General features: G+C 67.6%; 16 protein-coding genes and 1 tRNA gene. 10 read left to right on the top strand and 7 right to left on the bottom strand.

Features of this window, described 5'->3' with window-relative positions; genetic code table 11:
- Positions 1–17: 17 nt before the first annotated feature.
- Entirely contained in the window at positions 18–1,649 is a 1,632-nt protein-coding gene (locus AB8P05_RS19030) for a type I secretion system permease/ATPase (protein WP_472760438.1), read from the bottom strand.
- 467 nt (positions 1,650–2,116) lie between these two features.
- Here AB8P05_RS19030 and AB8P05_RS19025 point away from each other — a divergent pair, with 467 nt between their 5' ends.
- From AB8P05_RS19025 to AB8P05_RS19015, 3 genes are all read left to right on the top strand, one after another.
- Complete coding sequence (locus AB8P05_RS19025; protein WP_472760437.1) at positions 2,117–2,644, top strand: redoxin family protein; 528 nt, start codon at positions 2,117–2,119, stop codon at positions 2,642–2,644.
- Positions 2,645–2,862: 218 nt separating this feature from the next.
- On the top strand, positions 2,863–3,900 hold the full coding sequence (locus tag AB8P05_RS19020) for an extracellular catalytic domain type 2 short-chain-length polyhydroxyalkanoate depolymerase (RefSeq protein WP_472760436.1): 1,038 nt from the start codon (positions 2,863–2,865) through the stop codon (positions 3,898–3,900).
- Positions 3,901–3,907: 7 nt separating this feature from the next.
- Positions 3,908–4,972, top strand: a complete 1,065-nt coding sequence (locus AB8P05_RS19015) for an extracellular catalytic domain type 2 short-chain-length polyhydroxyalkanoate depolymerase (protein ID WP_472760435.1) — start codon at positions 3,908–3,910, stop codon at positions 4,970–4,972.
- A gap of 144 nt (positions 4,973–5,116) precedes the next feature.
- On the opposite strand, the gene eno is transcribed toward AB8P05_RS19015, so the two are convergent.
- A complete protein-coding gene (gene eno, locus AB8P05_RS19010; RefSeq protein WP_014188015.1) occupies positions 5,117–6,394 on the bottom strand; it encodes a phosphopyruvate hydratase in 1,278 nt (425 codons plus the stop codon).
- A 147-nt stretch (positions 6,395–6,541) separates the two neighbouring features.
- Positions 6,542–7,324, bottom strand: a complete 783-nt coding sequence (locus tag AB8P05_RS19005) for an alpha/beta fold hydrolase (RefSeq protein ID WP_472760434.1) — start codon at positions 7,322–7,324, stop codon at positions 6,542–6,544.
- A 133-nt stretch (positions 7,325–7,457) separates the two neighbouring features.
- Here AB8P05_RS19005 and murJ point away from each other — a divergent pair, with 133 nt between their 5' ends.
- Complete coding sequence (gene murJ / locus AB8P05_RS19000) at positions 7,458–9,008, top strand: murein biosynthesis integral membrane protein MurJ (protein WP_472760433.1); 1,551 nt, start codon at positions 7,458–7,460, stop codon at positions 9,006–9,008.
- A 229-nt stretch (positions 9,009–9,237) separates the two neighbouring features.
- Here the strand turns inward: murJ and AB8P05_RS18995 are convergent, their stop codons facing one another.
- Positions 9,238–10,080 carry a sulfurtransferase gene (locus AB8P05_RS18995; RefSeq protein ID WP_472760432.1) on the bottom strand — a complete coding sequence of 281 codons (843 nt, stop codon included), beginning with the start codon at positions 10,078–10,080 and terminating at the stop codon, positions 9,238–9,240.
- A 259-nt stretch (positions 10,081–10,339) separates the two neighbouring features.
- Here AB8P05_RS18995 and fliN point away from each other — a divergent pair, with 259 nt between their 5' ends.
- Entirely contained in the window at positions 10,340–10,642 is a 303-nt protein-coding gene (gene fliN / locus AB8P05_RS18990) for a flagellar motor switch protein FliN (protein ID WP_014188019.1), read from the top strand.
- A gap of 173 nt (positions 10,643–10,815) precedes the next feature.
- Positions 10,816–12,075: a diaminopropionate ammonia-lyase gene (locus tag AB8P05_RS18985; RefSeq protein ID WP_472760431.1), complete on the top strand. Its 1,260-nt coding sequence runs from the start codon at positions 10,816–10,818 to the stop codon at positions 12,073–12,075.
- On the opposite strand, the gene AB8P05_RS18980 is transcribed toward AB8P05_RS18985, so the two are convergent.
- The gene (locus tag AB8P05_RS18980) at positions 12,056–12,766 is read right to left on the bottom strand and encodes a hypothetical protein (RefSeq protein WP_472760430.1); all 711 of its coding nucleotides are present in this window, start codon (positions 12,764–12,766) and stop codon (positions 12,056–12,058) included. The genes AB8P05_RS18985 and AB8P05_RS18980 overlap by 20 nt on opposite strands.
- A 252-nt stretch (positions 12,767–13,018) precedes the next feature.
- On the opposite strand from AB8P05_RS18980, the gene gatB reads away from it, so the two are divergent.
- Positions 13,019–14,470: an Asp-tRNA(Asn)/Glu-tRNA(Gln) amidotransferase subunit GatB gene (gene gatB / locus AB8P05_RS18975; RefSeq protein ID WP_455174130.1), complete on the top strand. Its 1,452-nt coding sequence runs from the start codon at positions 13,019–13,021 to the stop codon at positions 14,468–14,470.
- A 163-nt stretch (positions 14,471–14,633) separates the two neighbouring features.
- Complete coding sequence (locus tag AB8P05_RS18970; RefSeq protein WP_472760429.1) at positions 14,634–16,442, top strand: PAS domain-containing sensor histidine kinase; 1,809 nt, start codon at positions 14,634–14,636, stop codon at positions 16,440–16,442.
- Between the two features lie 50 nt (positions 16,443–16,492).
- Here AB8P05_RS18970 and AB8P05_RS18965 read toward each other — a convergent pair whose 3' ends face one another.
- Entirely contained in the window at positions 16,493–16,729 is a 237-nt protein-coding gene (locus AB8P05_RS18965) for a hypothetical protein (protein WP_014188024.1), read from the bottom strand.
- Between the two features lie 299 nt (positions 16,730–17,028).
- Between AB8P05_RS18965 and AB8P05_RS18960 the strand changes: the two genes are divergently transcribed.
- Positions 17,029–17,121 (top strand) — tRNA-Ser (locus AB8P05_RS18960).
- A 225-nt stretch (positions 17,122–17,346) separates the two neighbouring features.
- Entirely contained in the window at positions 17,347–17,667 is a 321-nt protein-coding gene (locus AB8P05_RS18955) for a hypothetical protein (protein ID WP_472760428.1), read from the top strand.
- 83 nt (positions 17,668–17,750) lie between these two features.
- Here AB8P05_RS18955 and oxlT read toward each other — a convergent pair whose 3' ends face one another.
- Positions 17,751–19,049 (bottom strand): oxalate/formate MFS antiporter, encoded by a 1,299-nt coding sequence (gene oxlT, locus AB8P05_RS18950; RefSeq protein WP_472760427.1) that lies wholly within the window; start codon positions 19,047–19,049, stop codon positions 17,751–17,753.
- Between the last annotated feature and the right edge of the window lie 176 nt (positions 19,050–19,225).

Genomic DNA, 19,225 nt, shown 5'->3' with positions numbered 1-19,225 from the left:
GGGGGCGGTGCCGGCGGTCAGCCGGCGGCCCCTGCCGATGCGGCGGACGGACCGGCCTGAGGGCCGAGATTGCGAAGGCGGGCGAGGTTGACGGCGCCGGGCTGGGCCTGCTGCTGCTCCGGACGCGGCAGCTCCATCGCCATGCCGTTCTTCAGGACGTAGGTGTGGTCGGCCATGTCGACGAAGATCGGGGCGTGGGTCATGACGATGGTGGTCGCCCCGCGCTGCTTGGCGGCCGCCACGAAGGCGCGGACAGCCTTGATGCCCATTTCGTCCAGCCCGGCGGTCGGCTCGTCCAGCACCAGCAGCGGCGGCTGGCCGAAGGCGGCGCGGGCAAGGCCGATCAGGCGGGAGCTGGCGCCGGTGACCGGGGAGAGCGGGTCGTTGACCTCGGTCTCGTAGCCCATGGGAAGGCTTTCGATCCACTCGTGGATGCCGACGGCCTTGGCGGCCTCCTCCACCTGTTCGCGGGTGGCGGTGGTGAAGCGGGCGATGTTGTCGGCGATGCTGCCGGGCAGGAGATCGACCTGCTGCGGCAGGTAGCCGATGCCCTGTTCCGCGCTGTCGGGGGTCAGGGTGGCGACGGACAGGCCGCCGAGCCGCACCGTCCCCGCCGACGGGAGGGCGACACCGGCCAGCAGGCGGGCCAGGACCGACTTGCCCGAGCGGTTGGGACCGGCGATGCAGACGGTCTCGCCCGGCTCGATCGAGAGATTGACGCTGCGCAGGATCGGCTTCTGGTCGCGGGGGGAGACGAACAGCAGGTTCTCGACGGTCAGGCGCTCGCTCTCCACCGGGACGGCGGGACGCTCCGGCTCACGCGACAGGCGCTTCAGCAGCGGCAGCAGGCGGCGGACGGCCTGGGCGGAGCGGACCAGCCCGCCCCAGGCGCCGGCGGTCTGCTCGATCGGGGCGAGGCCGCGGCCGACCAGCATCGAGGTGGCGATCATGCCGCCGAAGGACAGGTGCTGCTCGATCACCAGCCAAGCGCCGATGCCCGTCACGGCGATCTGCAGGACCATGCGGACCCACTTGGTGGCGGCGCCGATGGAGGCGCTGCGCTCGTAACCCTGGTTCTGCAGGGCGCTGGCGGTTAGGAAGTCGCGGTTGACGGCGTTCAGCGCGGTATCGCCCATGCGCAGGCCGCGCACGGTGTCGGACCGCGAGGCGAGGGCGTCGAACAGCTTCTGGGCGCGGCCGGCCGGCAGCTTGCTCTCGTCGGTGACGTCCTTGACGGCCACATAGCCGATCCAGCCCATCACCGCCATGATCGCCATCGACACGACCAGGACCAGCGCCAGCATCGGATGGATCACGTAGATGCCGATGACGTAGAGCGGAGCCCAGGGCAGGTCCATCAGCGCCGGCAGCGACGGACGGCCGAAGGCGGCCTTCAGCTCCATCAGGTCGGACAGCGGGCCGTTGTCGGGACGGCCGCGGCCGGCGGCGTCCAGCGCGTCGGCGGTCAGCCGGCGGCGCCACCGCACCTCCAGCGCGTTGCCGGCACGGGCCAGCAGGCGGGACCGCACCATTTCCAGCACGCCGCTCAGCGTCAGCGCGATGACGACGATCAGCGTCAGCATGATCAGGGTGTCGTAATTGCCGGACGGAATGGCCCGGCTGAATACCTGAAGCGAATAAAGCGGCATGGCCAGCATCAGGGCGTTGATGGTGGCGCTGAAGATAAATGTGCTAACAAGTACCCTGGTAAAATAAGAGCGGTTGAATGCCGCTTCCGGCTTATCGATGCCGGTCCCTTGCGTAGTGTTGGACTTGGTCGAAATAGGCATAAAGAGCCCTCCAATTGTCACCGGTCGGCGCAGTGCCCACTGGATGCAGGCGAGCTCAGGGAACGCGATCTTGGTAAATGGGAGCTTAACATCCGAGGGCGTCACAGGATTGCCACGGGATGCCACCACTTTTGCGCAGCTCTACCCCTGTCTTGGCCGCTCTTGTGGTCTGTCTTGCGGGAATTTGCCGGAAGGGGCGGATGACTTATTGCCGGTTGGAGGAGGAGGGGGAGCCGTTATCGTGGCCGGCGGCGGACCCGGTCGGTCCGACGCGGGGTGGCCCCGCTCTCAAGCCGATACAGTCGAAACCATAGCCGGAGATGACGATGGAAGGGCGCAAGGTCCCCTCGGTGGTGTTCAAGACCCGTGTGCGCGATGAAAGCGTGGGCGGCCCCAACCCGTTCCGCTGGCAGGACGTGCGGAGCGACGAGCTGTTCGAGGGCAGGCGGGTGGTGCTGTTCTCCCTGCCCGGCGCCTTCACCCCGACCTGCTCCAACGAGCAGTGCCCGGCCTTCGAGCGGCTTTACGACGAGTTCAAGGATTTGGGCATCGACGAGGTCTATTGCCTCAGCGTCAACGATGCCTTCGTCATGTTCCAATGGGGCAAGAGCCTGAACCTGAAGAAGGTGAAGCTGATCCCCGACGGTTCGGGCCATTTCACCCGCCGCATGGGCATGCTGATCGACAAGGACCATGTGGGCTTCGGTTTCCGGTCCTGGCGCTACGCCATGGTCGTGAAGAACGGCGTGGTCGAGAAATGGTTCGAGGAGCCCGGCATCAACGACGAGGGCGATAACGGCGATCCCTACGGCGAATCCTCGCCGGAAAACGTGCTGGATTACCTGCGCCGCTGAGGCTGGCGATTCGGCAACCGATGTCGGAAGGCCGGCGGGGCGGGAGCTTCGCCGGCCTTTTCCGTGGCCGCCGAAAGCCATTCAGCCCCGTCGGTGGCCGGTTGGGTTGTGAGGCATCCTGCATGTGCGTGCATCGGATGGCGTCCAATCCTTTTCGATAGACAAACATCATTGCCTTGCTACCTTCCGCATTGATTACCGCGGATGGGGCGTAGCAGGTGGCATCGTATCGGCAGGCCCGGAATTTCCTGGTTGCATGGATTGCGGCGCTGACGCTGCTTGCGGTTTTCACCGGCGGGCCGGGTGCCAGGGCCGGTGAACCGGTTCCCCCGCTCCTGCCGCGCAAGGTCGTCATCGAGAAATCCTCGGCGTCGGGACTGGCGGCGGGTGCTTTCATGGCGCTCCAGTTCCATGTCGCCCATTCCGCCGAGATCGCGGGCGTCGGCCTGATCGCCGGCGGTCCTTTCCTCTGTGCCGCGGAGAATCCGCTGCTGGCAGCGTCCTGCATGCAGGGGAACACGCTTTGGCCGCGCGGGCAGTCGCTGTACGAGGCGGCGCAGCCGCTGGCCGCCGCCGGGGCGATCGATCCGCTCGACCGTCTGCCGGAGGCCCAGGTCTATCTGTTCAGCGGCCGCGCCGACATGGTGGTGAACCGCAAGGCGGTGGAGGAAGCGGAGGCATTCTACCGCGCCGCCCGCGTCCCGGCGAACCGCATCCGCCTGGATGCCGGTCTGGAGGCCGGCAACGGCTTCATCTCACCGGGCGGGCCCAACGACTGCAACGCCAACCGCAGCCCGTACGTCAATGCCTGTGGCGACTATGACCAGGCCGGACGAATTCTGTCGCACATCTACGGCGGCCTGAATCCGCCGGTCCCGGACCTGCCGGCGGCCGGCCCCTTCGACCAGACCCCCTTCGGCGATCCCGAACGGACCGGTCTGGCGCCGGTCGGCTACGTCTATGTGCCGCCGGCCTGTGCGGGGGGATCGGCCTGCGCCGTGCACATCGTCTTTCACGGATGCCGCCAGTCCGCGGCGGAGGTCGGCGACGCGGTGACCACCGGCGCCGGCTTCAACCGCTGGGCGGCCAACAACAATCTGATCGTGCTCTACCCGCAGCTGTCGCCCCGCCGTTCGGCGGACCCGATCGCCTGCTGGGACTGGATCGGCACGACGGGGACGGATTACGCAACGAAGGGCGGGGCGCAGATCGCCGCTGTCCATGCGATGTTGACAACCCTTGCAGGGCAAAGGTGACCCTCCCATGACCATTTCCAATAAAGTCATTTTGAAATCGGCGCTGGCGGCGCTTGTCGTTCTCGCGCCGCTTCCCGCGGCGGCCCAAATCAAGCTGTCCGACCTGAAGCTGAAGATCGATCCGGCGCAGACCACCGTGTCGGGCATTTCCTCCGGCGCCTACATGGCCGGCCAGTTCCAGGTCGCCTATTCGGGTCTGGTCAAGGCGGCCGGCCTCGTCGCCGGCGGCCCCTATGCCTGCGCCGAGGTGTCGGAAGGCGGCATCGCCCCGGCGGTGGTGGCGCTGAAGCGCTGCATGGACGTGGCGATGGGCGCGCCGAATGTCGACGCGCTGGTCGCCAACGCCAAGGCGCGCGAGAAGTCGAAGGACATCGACCCGCTGTCCAACATGGCGCAGTCGAAGATCTACCTGTTCAACGGCGACAACGACCTGACGGTGAAGCGCCCGGTCGCCGACGCCACCGAGCAGTTCTACAAGGCGCTGGGCGTGACGGACGCCAACTTCACCTATGTGAAGTTCCCGAAGGCGGCGCATGCCTACATCACCGACGGCTATGGCGCCGCCTGCGACTTCATCCCGAAGGAGGATGAGAAGAGCGAATACATCAACAACTGCCAGTACGATCAGGCGGGTGCCATCGTCCGCTTCTTCTACGCCGACGCCAAGACCCCGAACGCCTCCGCCGCAGCCCGCCAGCCGCAGCTGTTCAACCAGGCCCCCTTCGTCGGCGACCCCAGCCGCAGCGGCATGGCGAAGACCGGCTACGTCTATGTTCCGGAAGCCTGCGAGGGCGGCAAGCAGACCTGCCGCATCCATGTCGCCTTCCACGGCTGCAAGATGGCGTCGAACCTGATCGGCGACCATTTCGCCGTCAATGCCGGCTACAACCGCTGGGCCGACGTCAACAACATCGTCGTCCTGTACCCGCAGATCGACGCCAATGCCAAGCCGACCTCCAATCCGAAGGCCTGTTGGGACTGGTTCGGCTACACCGGCTACGACTTCGCCCGCAAGGGCGGCTTCCAGATGACCGCGGTGCGCAAGATGATCGGCGCGCTGGCCGGGGAGTGAGGGCCGGCATACGTTTTGCCCCCACCCCGACCCTCCCCCGCTGGGCGGGGAGGTTAGGTGGGGGCATTCGAAGCCCGCACCTCTGCCAACAAAAAAGCCCCTCTCCGGCAATCCGGAGAGGGGCATTTTTTCAACTCACCGCACTCAAGCCTTCAGGATGCCGCGGCCGGCGAAGCGGGCGGCCACACCCAGCTGCTCCTCGATGCGGATCAGCTGGTTGTACTTGGCCAGACGGTCCGAACGGCTCAGCGAGCCGGTCTTGATCTGGCCGCAGTTGGTGGCGACGGCGAGGTCGGCGATGGTGCTGTCCTCGGTCTCGCCCGAGCGGTGCGACAGCACGGCGGTGTAGCCGGCCTTGTGCGCCATATCCACCGCTTCCAGCGTCTCCGACAGCGTGCCGATCTGGTTGACCTTCACCAGGATCGAGTTGGCCACACCTTGGCGGATGCCCTGGGCCAGACGCTTGGGGTTGGTGACGAACAGGTCGTCGCCGACCAGTTGCACCTTGTTGCCGATGGCGTCGGTCAGCGCCTTCCAACCTTCCCAATCGTCCTCGGCCATGCCGTCCTCGATGGAGATGATCGGGAAGCGGCCGACCAGATCGGACCAGTAGGCGACCATCTGCTCCGGCGACAGCGACTTGCCCTCACCGGCCAGCTCGTACTTGCCGTTCTTGAAGAACTCGGTCGAGGCGGCGTCGAGCGCCAGCATGACGTCGTCGCCCGGCTTGTAGCCGGCAGCCTCGATGGCCTTCATGACGAAGCCGAGCGCCTCGTCGGTGGAGCCGATGTTGGGGGCGAAGCCGCCCTCGTCGCCGACATTGGTGTTGTGGCCGGCGTCCTTCAGCTTCTTCTTGAGGGACTGGAAGATCTCGGAGCCCATGCGGATGGCGTCGGCGCCGGTTTCGGCGCCCACCGGCATGATCATGAATTCCTGGATGTCGATGGGGTTGTCGGCATGGGCGCCGCCGTTGATGATGTTCATCATCGGCACCGGCAGCAGCGAGGCGAAGGCGCCGCCGACATAGCGGTAGAGCGGCAGGCCGGCATCCTCGGCGGCGGCGCGGGCAACCGCCAGCGACACGCCCAGGATGGCGTTGGCGCCAAGGCGGCTCTTGTTCTCGGTGCCGTCCAGGTCGATCATGGCGAGGTCGATGGCGCGCTGGTCGTCGGCGTCCAGGCCGGCGAGCGCATCGTAAATCTCACCGTTGACCGATTCGACCGCCTTCAGCACGCCCTTGCCGCCGAAACGGCCCTTGTCGCCGTCGCGCAGCTCGACCGCCTCATGGGCGCCGGTGGAGGCGCCCGACGGCACCGCGGCGCGGCCGAAGGCGCCGCTGTCCAGCGCAACGTCGACTTCCACGGTGGGGTTGCCGCGGCTGTCCAGGATTTCGCGGGCGTGAATCTCGGTGATGACGCTCATGGTCGGTCGATCCTTCGAGGAATGGCAGCCGCGTTGTCTCGCAGGCCGCGTTTTAAGGCGCGCAGGCTTGATAGCCCCGACGTCCGGGCGATGCAATATCTGCTTCGGCTTACAACCCCGCGCGAAAGCGCGGAACCGGGCCGGAAATCAGAGGAATCCCTCCACCATCGCCGCGAATTCGGCCGGGCGTTCGGCATGCAGCCAGTGGCCGACCCCCTCGATCATGCGGATCTCCGCCTTGGGGAAATGGCGGCGGATGGCCTCGTGATGCTCCGGCCGGACATAGTCGGACGCGCCGCCGCCGATGAACAGCGTCGGCCCCTCGTAGCGGGCGCCACCGAAATCAGGGAAGCCGATCAGCCCTTCCATGTTCGCGCCGATGGAGTCGAGGTTGATCCGCCAGGAAAAGACGCCGTTCTCCAGCACCAGATTCTGCATCAGGAAGGAGCGCAGCGGCGCCTCCGGCACGGCGTCGGCCAGCTGCGCCTCCACCTCCGGCCGGCGGGTGACGCCTTCCAGCTTCGCGGCCTTCATGGCGGCGACATAGGGGGCGTGGGTGTGGGTGTAGGCGACGGGCGCGATGTCGGCGACCACCAGCCGCTCCACCCAGTCGGGATGGGCCAGCGCCAGCGCCATGGCGGTCTTGCCGCCCATCGAATGGCCGACCACCGTCGCGCGGGCGAAGCCGCGGTCGTCCAGGAAGCGCAGCACGTCGGCCGCCATGTCCGGGTAGCTCATGCTTTCCGCCCAGGGCGCGCCGCCATGATTGCGCAGGTCCAGCGCATAGACCCGCCGCGATTCGCCGAAGCGGCGGGCCAGCGTCTGCCAGTTGCGCGCCGACCCGAACAGGCCGTGCAGGACCAGCATCGGCGTTCCGCCATTGGCTTCGCCGGCTTCCAGATAGGTCAGGGGGAGGGCTTGCTGCGGCATGTCGGGGGCCTTCGACCTGTGGTGTCGGGAGATGCGTTCTGGACGAATGCGGGCCGCGATCCTATGACGAACGCGGACGCACCGCTAGGATGCCGCCCGGCCAAATCCGCATCACAGAAGCGACCCTGCCATCGTGTTCCGTCATATCCTGTCCGTCGGCGGCCTGACCCTGGCCAGCCGGGTGCTCGGTTTCCTGCGCGACGTGCTGACCGCGGCGCTGCTGGGCGCCGGGCCGGTCGCCGACGCCTTCTTCGTCGCATTCCGGCTGCCGAACCATTTCCGCGCCCTGTTCGCGGAGGGGGCCTTCAACTCCGCCTTTGTGCCGCTGTTCTCGGGCAAGCTGGTGCAGGACGGCGCAGCCGCCGCCCGCCGCTTCGCCGACGAGGTGATGACACTGCTGGTCATCGTGCAACTGGTTCTTCTGCTAGCGGTGCTGGCCTTCATGCCGCAGTTCATGACGGTCTTCGCCCCCGGCTTCGCCGACGATCCGGAGAAGTTCCGGCTGGCCGTGCTGTTTACCAGCATCACCTTCCCCTACCTGCTGCTGATCTCGCTGGTCTCGCTCTATGGCGGGGTGCTGAACAGCATGAGCCGCTTCGGGGCGGCGGCGGCGGCGCCGATCCTGATGAATCTCTGCCTGATCGCGGCGCTGGTGGTGGGCACGCCGCTGATGCCCAGCGCCGGCCATGCGCTGTCCTGGGGCGTGCTGGCGTCGGGTATTGCGCAATATCTCTATCTGGCCTGGGACGCGCGGCGGGCGGGCATGACCCTGCGGCCGGTGATGCCGCGCCTGTCGCCCGACGTGAAGCGCTTCCTGAGGGTGCTGGGGCCGGCGGCGCTGGGATCGGGGCTGACGCAGATCAGCCTGTTCGCCGACACGCTGATCGCCTCGGCCCTGCCGACGGGTGCGGTGTCCTACCTCTATTACGCCGACCGGCTGAACCAGCTGCCGCTGGGGGTAATCGGCATCGCCGTGGGAACCGTTCTGCTTCCGGAAATGTCCAAGCGGATCAAGAGCGGCGACGAGGCCGGCGCGGTCGACAGCCAGAACCGCGCCATCGAGCTGTCGCTGGTGCTGACCCTGCCGGCGGCCATCGCCTTCCTGGTGGCGGGGACGCCGATCCTGTCGGTGCTGTTCCAGCGCGGCGCCTTCGGCCCGTCCGACGCCGCGGCCTCCGCCCTTACGCTTCAGGCCTATGCGCTGGGTCTGCCGGCCTTCGTGGTGATCCGCAGCCTGGTCAACGGCTTCTATGCCCGGCAGGACACGGCGACGCCGGTGCGGGTGGCGCTGGTGGCGGTCGGCATCAATGTGGCGCTGAAGCTGGCGCTGATGGGGCCGCTGGCCCAGGTCGGGCTGGCGGTCGCCACCTCCGTCGGCGCCTGGGTCAATGCCGGGCTGCTGGCGCTGCTGCTGTACCGGCGCGGCCTGTTCCGGGCCGATGCGCGCCTGACCCGCAACCTGCCGCGCATGGCCATCGCAGCATCCGCTATGGCCAGCGCCCTGTGGCTGGCGACGGAGCGGCTCGCCCCCTGGCTTGGGGCCGTCGGCCTGTTCGAACGGCTGGGCGGGCTGCTGGTGCTGGCGGTGGTCGGGCTGGCGGTCTACTCTGTCGCCGCGGTGCTGCTTGGGCTGGTGCGGCGCAGCGACCTCAGCCGCCTGCGCCGCCGCCGGGCGAAGTCGTAAATTGGGTGCAGGTAGCTTTGTGTTCGTACTGCTTTGTCGGGCAATGCTGACACGGATTTTGCGGATTTAGGCACGGATTTCACGGATTTTTCTTTTGGCTTGTATTGGCGCGGGGTGGCGGTGGGCCTGCACGCTGCTGCGAAATCATCCGTGAAATCCGTGCATCAATCCGTAAAATCCGTGTCGATCTTGCCGAACACGCCTGCTCCTCTCCATGTATCCGCCTGCATCACCCCTCGGTCTGCAGCGGGCGTTCCGGATCGGCGCTCCATTCCGACATGGAACCGTCATAGAGCCGCACGCCCGGCACGCCGGCGATCTCGCTCAGCGCGAACCAGGACACCGAGGCGAGGTGGCCGGTGTTGCAGAAGGTGATGGGCTGGTCCTGCAGCGGCAGCCCGGCCCGGTCGGCCATCGCCTTCACCGTTTCGGCCGAGGCGAAGCGGTGGTCCGCCGCGGAGAAGAGCGGGGCGATGTCGAGGTTCACCGCGCCGGGAATGGTGCCGGCGGCGCGGGCCTGCGGGCTCTTGGCCTTGCCGGCGAACTGCTCGGCGGAGCGGGCGTCGTGCAGCGGCACGGACCCGTCCTTCACCGCCGCCTCGACCTCCGCCAGCGTGGCGCGCAGGTCGCTGCGGGAACGGGCGGAGAAGCCGGTCGGCCTGCGCACCGCCGGCTGCGGAACCACCGGACCGCCGGCCGCAGCCCAGGCGGCGAAACCGCCGTCCAGCACCGACACGGCGTCATGGCCCAGCATCTTGAATGTCCAGTAGACGCGGGTGGCGTTGCCCATGTCCGATGCGTTGGCGCCGGCCGCCACCAGCACCACATGATCACCGTTGCCGATGCCGAGACCGCCGATCAGTCCCTCCAGCACCGCCGGTTCCGGCAGCATTCCGGCCCCGCCGCCGACCACCGTCCGCCAGCCGGCCGTTGCGTAGTCGGAATGAACCGCTCCCGGAATGAAGCCGCCGCTGGGCGGGGTCCGTACGTCCAGCACGACGATGCCGGGGGTGTCGAGCCGGCTTTTCAGCCAGGAAACGTCCACGAGCGGGGAAATTCTGCTGTCGGTCATCACGGTGAACCCGGTTTCGGTTGGTCGGTGCCGTTGTCCTGCAGCCGTCGTTACCTGATCGTAACGAATGATCCGGCAGGATGGCGGATGCCCGCCAGGGGCGGGCGGGCCGACAGTGTGGGCGAAGCGCCGGGGCTGGGGAAGCCCAATCTTGTCGCAAAACCCGGCGACCGGTGCCGTTGCCCGCGCACCCATCCGGGGTGTAGACTGCACCGTTCGTGTAAATGGCGCCCCTTGCGGCGCGGGAGCTTGGACATCCATGGCCAACATCGACGACCTGCTCGGCGCGCCCGATCCCAACGACGGCGACGCCTCGTCCTTCGCCATCGGCGACGCGCCGGTGGAGATCAAGGTCGTCATCGGCACCGCCATGCTCCGCGTCCGCGACCTGTTGAAGCTGGGCCGCGGCGCCGTCGTGGAACTCGATCGCCATCTGAAGGACCCGACCGACGTCTATGTCGAAGGCGTGCTGGTCGCGCGCGGCGAGGTGGCGATCATCGACGACAAGATCGGCGTCACACTGACCGACTTCATCAAGTCCAGCCGCGAATGGAAGCGCTGACCGCCGCGTTTCGGCTTTGCGGCGGTTTATCTTTGGCAATGCTTCATTCGGTAGCAGCCGCGCTTGCGCTGGATCCTTGACGGACGGCGATGGCATCTGGTCTCGTTACTCGCGGTCGCGGGATGTGCCGTCGCGGACGGCGTCGCCCACCGGCCGGCCCGGAGAGCGAAGCCATGCCCCATCAAGCGGTCTCCCCATCCTCCTGCCTGCCCCGCCTCCATTCCAATCCGCGCGCCGACCGTGATCGTGCCTATGGCCCGTCCGAACGCGCGATCCTGAGCCGCGCCGCCTTCGAAGAGGCGATGGCGGAGATCGGCGCCTGGCCCGGCTACGCACCGACGCCGCTGCGCTCCCTGCCGGGCCTGGCGCGGGAGGCCGGGATCGACCGGCTCTGGTACAAGGACGAGAGCGCCCGCTTCGCCATGGGCAGCTTCAAGGCGCTGGGCGGCGCCTATGCCGTGCTGCGGCTGCTGGCGCGGGAGGTGACGGCGCGGGTGCCGGGCGTCCCGGTGACGGCGCTCGACCTCGTCGTCGGCCGCTATGCCCGGGTGACGCGTACGCTGACCGTGACCACCGCAACCGACGGCAACCACGGCCGTTCGGTGGCCTGGGGCGCGCAGGTGTTCGGCTGCAACTGCGTGGTGTACGTGCCCGCCGCCTGCTCTCCCGGGCGCCGTGCGGCCATCGGGGCGTACGGCGCGCGGGTGGTGGCGGTCGACGGGTCGTACGACGACGCGGTGCGCCGGGCCGCCGCCGATGCGGCGGAGCAGGGCTGGTTCGTCGTCTCCGACACTTCCTACACCGGCTACATGGACGTGCCGCGCGACGTGATGCAGGGCTACACCGTGATGGTGGAGGAGGCGATCTCCCAGCTTCCCGCCAGCGAACGGCCGACCCATGTCTTCGTCCAGGGCGGCGTCGGCGGCCTGCCGGCGGCGGTCTGCGGCCATCTTTGGGAAAGCTGGGGCCGCCAGCGCCCGCGCTTCGTGGTGGTGGAGCCGCACAACGCCGACTGCCTGTACCAGAGCGCCGTTGCCGGCCGTCCGGCGCGGGCCGGGGGCGATCTGGACACGGTGATGGCGGGCCTTGCCTGCGGCGAGGTCTCGCTGCTGGCCTGGGCGATCCTGGAACGCGGCGCCGACGACTTCCTGACCATCCCCGACGAAGGGGCGGTCACCGCCATGCGCAAGCTGGCCGACGGCAAGCATGGCGGGCGTCCCATCGTGGCGGGCGAATCGGGCGTGGCCGGGCTGGCCGGGCTGCTCTGCGCCGCGGCGCACGAGGAAGTTCGACACGCGCTCGGCCTCGCGCCCGACGCCCGCGTGCTGGTGTTCGGGACCGAGGGGGCGACCGACCCGGAGGTCTATGAGCGGATCGTCGGCCGGTCACCGGACATGGTGGCCGAGGAGCCGGTCAGCGCAGCAGGTCGGTGACGATGTTGGCGCCGTCGGCGGTCAGGCGGTCTGCGGTCTCGCGATAGTCGCGGGCGCCGGAGAAGCCGCCGGCCGCCGTCACCCGCTGGATCCAGGCGGGGGAGGCGCCGAGCGACACCAGCCGCTGCACCATCGCCTGGGTGGAGCGCATGGTCATCCGGCCGGACTCCGCCATGCGCGGCGCATGGACCATGAACTCGGCACGCGGAGCCGCATAGCGCGGGTAGCCGGCCAGATAGAGGCCGACGCACATGCTTTCGCAGGAATCGCCGTCCCGCACCCGGGTGGCGACCGGGCGGCCACCCTGGCGCTCGGCCAGCACCGCGTCGATCATGCGGTATCCCGCAGCCGTGAATCCGCCGGGGCTCGAAAGTTCGACCACCACCGGGCGGCGGGCGGGCAGGGCGTGCAGCGCATCGACGAAGCGGCGCTCCGCCCCCGGCGTGATGATGCCGTCCAGCCGCAGGACCGTGGCCTCGCCCTGGTCGCTGCGCGACATGGTGGCATCGGGGAACTCGGCGGAGGCCGGCGCAGAGGGCCCGGGGTTGACGGTTACTGGGGCGAGGGAGACGCCGGCCGGTCGGGTCGCGGCCGGCTGCGTGGCGGCATGGCTGAACGCGGCACCCGCCACCAGCAGCCCGCCCAGAGCCACGCCGAACCCGATTTTCCGCACCAGCGCTTGAACCGACATCACGACCTCCCCGCTCCACACGCCCAGCGTGGAGGTCAAAGCTTGCCCGAGGGTTAACGGCGGGTCTGTGGCGAGCCGCACAATGGTGTTAGGGCGGGGCAAGACGGGGGTAGCAAGGGCGCGGCGCGATAAAGCGTGCGCCCGGGCGCAAAGGGCGTTAGAAGAGACAGGATTCCAAGGGTATGGCCGGGGCGCCCGTTTTCGCGGCGGTTCGCGGCCCGTCCCGTGCCGTGAACGTCGAAGAGCGGAACGATGTCGTACATCCAGGGTGAAACGGGCGATTGGGAAGTCGTGATCGGGCTTGAGGTCCATGCCCAGGTGATTTCGAACGCGAAGCTGTTCTCCGGCTCCGCCACCGAATTCGGGGCCGAGCCGAACAGCCAGGTCAGCTTCGTCGACGCCGCGTTCCCCGGCATGCTGCCCGTCATAAACGAATATTGCGTCGAACAGGCGGTCCGCACGGGCCTGGGCCTGAAGGCGCAGATCAACCTGAACTCGGTCTTCGACCGCAAGAACTACTTCTACGCCGACCTGCCGCAGGGCTATCAGATCAGCCAGTTCCTGCAGCCCATCGTCGGCAAGGGCGAGATCGTGCTGGACCTGCCGGACGGCACCAGCCGCACGGTCGGCGTCACCCGCCTGCACCTGGAGCAGGACGCCGGCAAGTCGCTGCACGACCAGCACCCGTCCAAGACCTACATCGACCTCAACCGCTCCGGCGTCGCGCTGATGGAGATCGTGTCGGAACCCGACATGCGCTCGGCGGAAGAGGCCGGTGCCTATGTCCGCAAGCTGCGGTCGATCCTGCGCTATCTCGGCACCTGCGACGGCAACATGGAGGAAGGCTCCATGCGCTGCGACGTCAACGTGTCGGTGCGCAAGCCGGGCGATCCCTTCGGCACCCGTTGCGAGATCAAGAACGTCAACTCGATCCGCTTCGTCATGCAGGCCATCGAGTATGAAGCCCGCCGCCAGATCGAGATCATCGAGGAAGGCGGCAAGATCGACCAGGAGACCCGGCTGTGGGACACGACGAAGTTCGTGACCCGCTCCATGCGGTCGAAGGAAGAGGCGCACGACTACCGCTATTTCCCCGACCCGGACCTGCTGCCGCTCGAACTCGATCCGGAATGGGTCGAGGACATCAAGAAGACGCTCCCCGAACTGCCGGACGACAAGAAGGCCCGCTTCATCGAGGACTACAAGCTGTCGGTCTATGATGCCGGCGTGCTGGTTTCGGAGAAGTCCAAGGCCGACTATTTCGAGGCGGTGGCCAAGGGCCGCGATCCGAAGCTGGCGTCCAACTGGGTCACCGGTGAGCTGTTCGGCTATCTGAACAAGGCCGGCAAGGAGATCGAGGAGAGCCCGGTGTCCGCCGAGAATCTCGGCGGCCTGATCGACCTGATCGCCGACAACACCATTTCCGGCCGCATCGCCAAGGAAGTGTTCGAGACGATGTTCGAGACCGGTGAAAAGGCCGCCGACATCGTCGAGAAGAAGGGGCTGCGGCAGGTCACCGACACCAGCGCCATCGAAGGGTCTATCGACGCCGTCCTGGCCGCCAACCCCGACAAGGTCGAGGAATTCCGCGGCGGCAAGGACAAGCTGTTCGGCTTCTTCGTCGGTCAGGTGATGAAGGCCACCCAGGGCAAGGCCAACCCGGCGATGGTCAACGAAATCCTGACCAAGAAGCTGAAGGGGTAAGCGCCCGCACCCGTTCGGCGATCCGCAATCGCCATCCTGTCCGAAAGAAAGCCTCTCCCGTCGGGAGGGGCTTTTTTCTTGGGTGCCGCGCGCCGATGCGGCAAGGCCCCAGTTGAATTTTTCCGGTTATTATCGCCACAGTGCTGGAAACGGCGGAGGTTCCATGGCGGCAGAACCGGAGATGGTGGCGCTGGCGGGTGTTGCCGCCGGCGGTCTGCTGGGGGCGCTGCTTGGCCTGTATGCCGGGCGCCGCACCGCCCGCCGGTCCCTCCCGCCCGATGCGCCGGGACCGGGCTCCGCCGCTTCGCCCGGTCATGCGCAGGGGCAGGCGGCGCATGGGCATCCCGCCCATGAACCGGAAGTCGGCGAGCGGCTGGAAATGGCGCTGGAAGCGACCGGGGCGGCGGTGTGGGACGCCGATCTGGTGGCCGGTACCTGCTGGTGGTCGGACACCTTCCCGCGCATTCTGGGCTACCGCGCCAAGCCGGCGATGCCGCCCGACTTCTGGGAGAAGCGGCTGCATGCGGACGACCGCGAGCGGGTGCTGGCCCACATCGCCTCGCATCTGGCGGGGGAGACCACCAGCTACGCCTATTCCTACCGCCTGCGGCATGAAGGCGGCGGCTGGGTGTGGATCGCCGCCAAGGGCCGCGCCTTCCGCGACGAGACCGGGCGGGCGGTGCGCTATGCCGGCATCATGACCGACATCACCGAAGCCCGCCGGCAGGAGGAGCGGCTGCGCGCCAGCGAGGAACGGCTGCTGAAGATCATGGAGGCGGCGCCGATCGCGGTCAACGTCACCACCCGCGACGGCCGCTGGCTGTTCTGCAATGCCCAGTCGGTGCGGCTGATGGGCCGCGGCCGGTCCGAGCTGATGCGCACGCCGGTGGCCGATCTCTATGCCGATCCCGCCGACCGCGAAGCGCTGATCGCCCGCTTCGACCGCGAAGGCCCCTTCCGCAATGCCGAGATCCGCTTTCGCCGGCCCGACGGCAGCGTCGTCTGGGTCCTGTCGTCCTGGAACAGCATAGAGCTGGACGGCGAATCGGCTCTGCTGACCTGGCTTTACGACATCACCGACCGCAAGGCCGCCGAGTCGGCGATGGTCCAGGCGCGGGAGGAGGCGGAACAGGCGCTGGCCGACCTGCGCGAGGCGCAGGAAAGCCTGATCCAGGCCGAAACCATGGCCTCGCTCGGCCAGTTGGTGGCGGGTGTCGCGCATGAGATCAACACGCCCATCGGGATCGGCCTGACGGCGGCCAGCCACATCGGCGAACAGGCGCAGATCCTGCGCGACCGCTTCGCCGGCAACACGCTGCGCCGGTCGGAGTTTCTGGAGTTCCTGGATGGCTTGAGCGAGAGCAGCCGCCTGCTGATGGCCAACATCGACCGTGCGGCCTCCCTGGTGCAGAGCTTCAAGCAGGTGGCGGTGGACCAGTCCTCCGGCGACCGGCGCGTGTTCGAACTGGGCAGTTATATCCGCGAACTGCTGTTCTCGCTCCGCCCACGGCTGAAGCGCACCAACCTGAAGGTGGCGGTCGAGTGCGATGACGAACTGACGATGGACAGCTTCCCCGGTGCCCTGGGGCAGGTGCTGACCAACCTGGTCATCAATGCCGTCGTCCATGCCTATGGCGACGGCGACCGGACGGGCGATAAGCCGGCCGGCACGATCCGGATCACCGCGCAGCCGGACGGGGCCGAGCGGGTGCGGATCGACTTCATCGACGACGGCGCCGGCATCGCGCCGGAGCATCTGTCAAAGGTGTTCGACCCCTTCTTCACCACCAAGCGGGGGCAGGGCGGTTCGGGCCTCGGCCTTCACATCGTGTTCAACACGGTCACCGGCCCGTTGGGCGGAACGGTGTCGGTCCAGTCCTGGCCGGGCCAGGGGACCCGCTTCACCATCCTGCTGCCGCGCGAAGCACCGGCGATCCAGCCGATGCCGGCCGAGGAACCGGCACTGACCTGAACCGGCGCCGAAGGGCCGGACGTGAAGGGCCGGATGGCGGCGGGGACGGGTCAGGCGACGTGCAGTTCGTGGAACTGGAGATGCTTGGGGCGGCGGCCGCGGCGCTTGGGCGCGGCGAAGTTGGCGAGCGCCCCGTTCTCGCCGCGCAGTTCGGCGTTCAGTTCCTGAACGCAACGCTGCAGCAACTCCTTTTCCCGCTGGTCTTCGCGGTCGGTGATTTCCAGGCAGCTCAGCTTGATCTCGACAAGATCGATCAGCGTTTCGGCGCAACGGCGTGACAGGGTCATCGAATCCTCCACGACAATGGGATGCGGCGGCGTCACTGTCCGGCGGGGCGGGCCTTTCGGAATCGGCCTCGCACGACTGAGCTGTGCGTCACCCGGGCTTCCTGTTGGGATTTTTGTTGCTCATGGCTGTATCGTAACCGCCGACCGCTAAAAAGTACATAAAATTTTACACAGATTTGTCCCTTCCTTTTGTTTTTCAGGAAAAGCGGATTTCGGCTTCCGTAAGCGTTGACAAGGGTACGGCCGGCCGTTAGAACCCTCCCCACGCCAGCGGTGCCCCACGGGACGCCGCACTGGCTGGAGGGGTGGCCGAGTGGCTGAAGGCAACGGTTTGCTAAACCGTCATAGGGTTTAAAGCCCTATCGTGGGTTCGAATCCCATCCCCTCCGCCACCTTGGCACTCGCGCCGCTTCGCAGCGCTTCAAACATTCCAACGATATCAACGCTCCCGGCTAGACGGGAAATCCGCTGCGGCTCGCCATTGACCGCCGGAATCCGCGTTCCGATGATGGGTCCGTTGGTGGGTAGCGGTCCCGCCCATCATGTCGACAGGCTTTGGACACCCGCACCCATCATCCGGCACCCATCAATGGGGCCTGCTGATTCGGAGCGTAGGAATGCCGCGAAAGACCGATGGGTTCACAGCTCGGAAGGTTGAGACGATCAAGACGACTGGGCTGTTCGCCGATGGGAACGGCCTGTACCTCCACCACAGCCGGCTGGTCGAGACCATCGTGCCGTCCAACCCGGCCTGTCAGCAGACGCTGGAACAGGCGACCGGCTATTTCTCCGCGGCTGGCGGCGGGGCGGTGGGGGCTAGGGACCGGGCCATCGCCTTCATCGGCCAGCAGGTGCAGGCGCAGACGGGATATTGGGCTTACATCGACGTGTTCTTCGCCCTGATGCTGATCTCTGCCGCGGAGATTCCGCTGCATTGATCCTGCGGCGGGTGAAGCTGCATTGAGGGAGGGACGCGCCGCCCGGCGGGCCGGCGCGTCCCTTCGGCATTCCCGTGCGCCGGTCAGTCGGCCAGCCGGGTGGTCAGCCGCGGCGCCGTGCCGGTGGCGGCGGCGATGTAGCGGCTGCGCAGCGGCTTCAGGACGAACAGGGCGAGGAAGGCGGCCAGCACATTGACGATGGCGACGCTGTAGAAGACCGTCTCCCAGCTGCCGGTCGCTTCGACCATCAGGTTGCCGATGGGGACCAGCAGGGCCGCCGTGCCCTTCGCGGTGTAGAGAAGCCCGGCATTGGTCGCGGCGAAGCGCGACCCGAAGGTGTCGCCGCAACAGGCCGGGAACAGGCTGAAGATTTCGCCCCAGGCGAAGAAGACGAGGCCGGTCAGGATGACGAAGGCCAGCGGGTCGGCGCCATAGGCGCTGAGCGCCATCACGCCGACCGCCTCGATGGCGAAGGCGATGAACATGGTGTTCTCGCGGCCGATATGGTCGGACACCCAGCCGAAGAAGGGCCGCGTGATGCCGTTCATCACCCGGTCGATGGACAGGGCGAAGGTCAGGGCCGGCAGGGTCAGGCCCAGGATGCTGACCGGTGCGTCGACCAGCCCCATGTCGGCGGCGATGGGCCCCAGCTGCGCCGTCACCATCAGCCCGCCGGCGGCGACCATGGTGAACATGGCGTACATGATCCAGAAGACGGGGGTGCGCAGCATCTCCTGCGGGGTGAAGTGGCGGCGCTCGGCGGCGGCGGTGCCGCGGCTGTAGCCCGACTTCGGCGGATCGGCCAGGAACCAGGCCAGCACCAGGATGACCAGCCCCTGACCCAGCCCGAAGACCATGAAGGTCTGCTCGAAGCCCGACGTCTCGATCATGGTGGCGATCGGCACGACGGTGAGGGCGGAACCGGCGCCGAAGCCGGCAGCGGTCAGGCCGGCGGCGAGGCCGCGGCGGTCGGGAAACCATTTCAGCGCGTTGCCGACGCAGGTGCCATAGACCCCGCCGGCGCCGATGCCGCCGATCACCGCGGCGAGATAGAGCAGCGTCAGCGAATCCGCCACCGCGTTCAGCGCCCAGGACAGGGCGCACAGCACGCCGCCCACCAGCACGACGATGCGCGGACCGAATCTGTCGACGAACCACCCCTCCACCGGCACCAGCCAGGTTTCGGTGACGATGAAGATGGTGAAGGCCACCTGGATCGCGGTGCGACCCCAGCCATGCTTGTCGTCGATCGGCTCGACGAACAGGGTCCAGCCATATTGCAGGTTGGCGATCATCGACATGCAGACGATGCCGATGGCCAGCTGCATCCAGCGCCCCCAGGGTGCGGCCTGAGCGGTGTTGCCGTGCGTCTCACGCACCATGTGCTTCCTCCCCGTTTTCACCCGACAAGATCTGTTCGGACGTCCGGACCTTTCGCTTTTTCGTGGCTTTGCCGTTCGCTTCTGGTGTCTGGTCCGGAAAAGGCCTGGGACGGGGCGGTTCGGAACCAACTTATGGTTGCTGGCATGCCAAATGCCCCATGCCCACCTTCACGATC

The sequence above is a fragment of the Azospirillum sp. VT-I1 genome (assembly GCF_055698305.1).
This window is presented reverse-complemented; position numbering and strand designations above follow the sequence as displayed.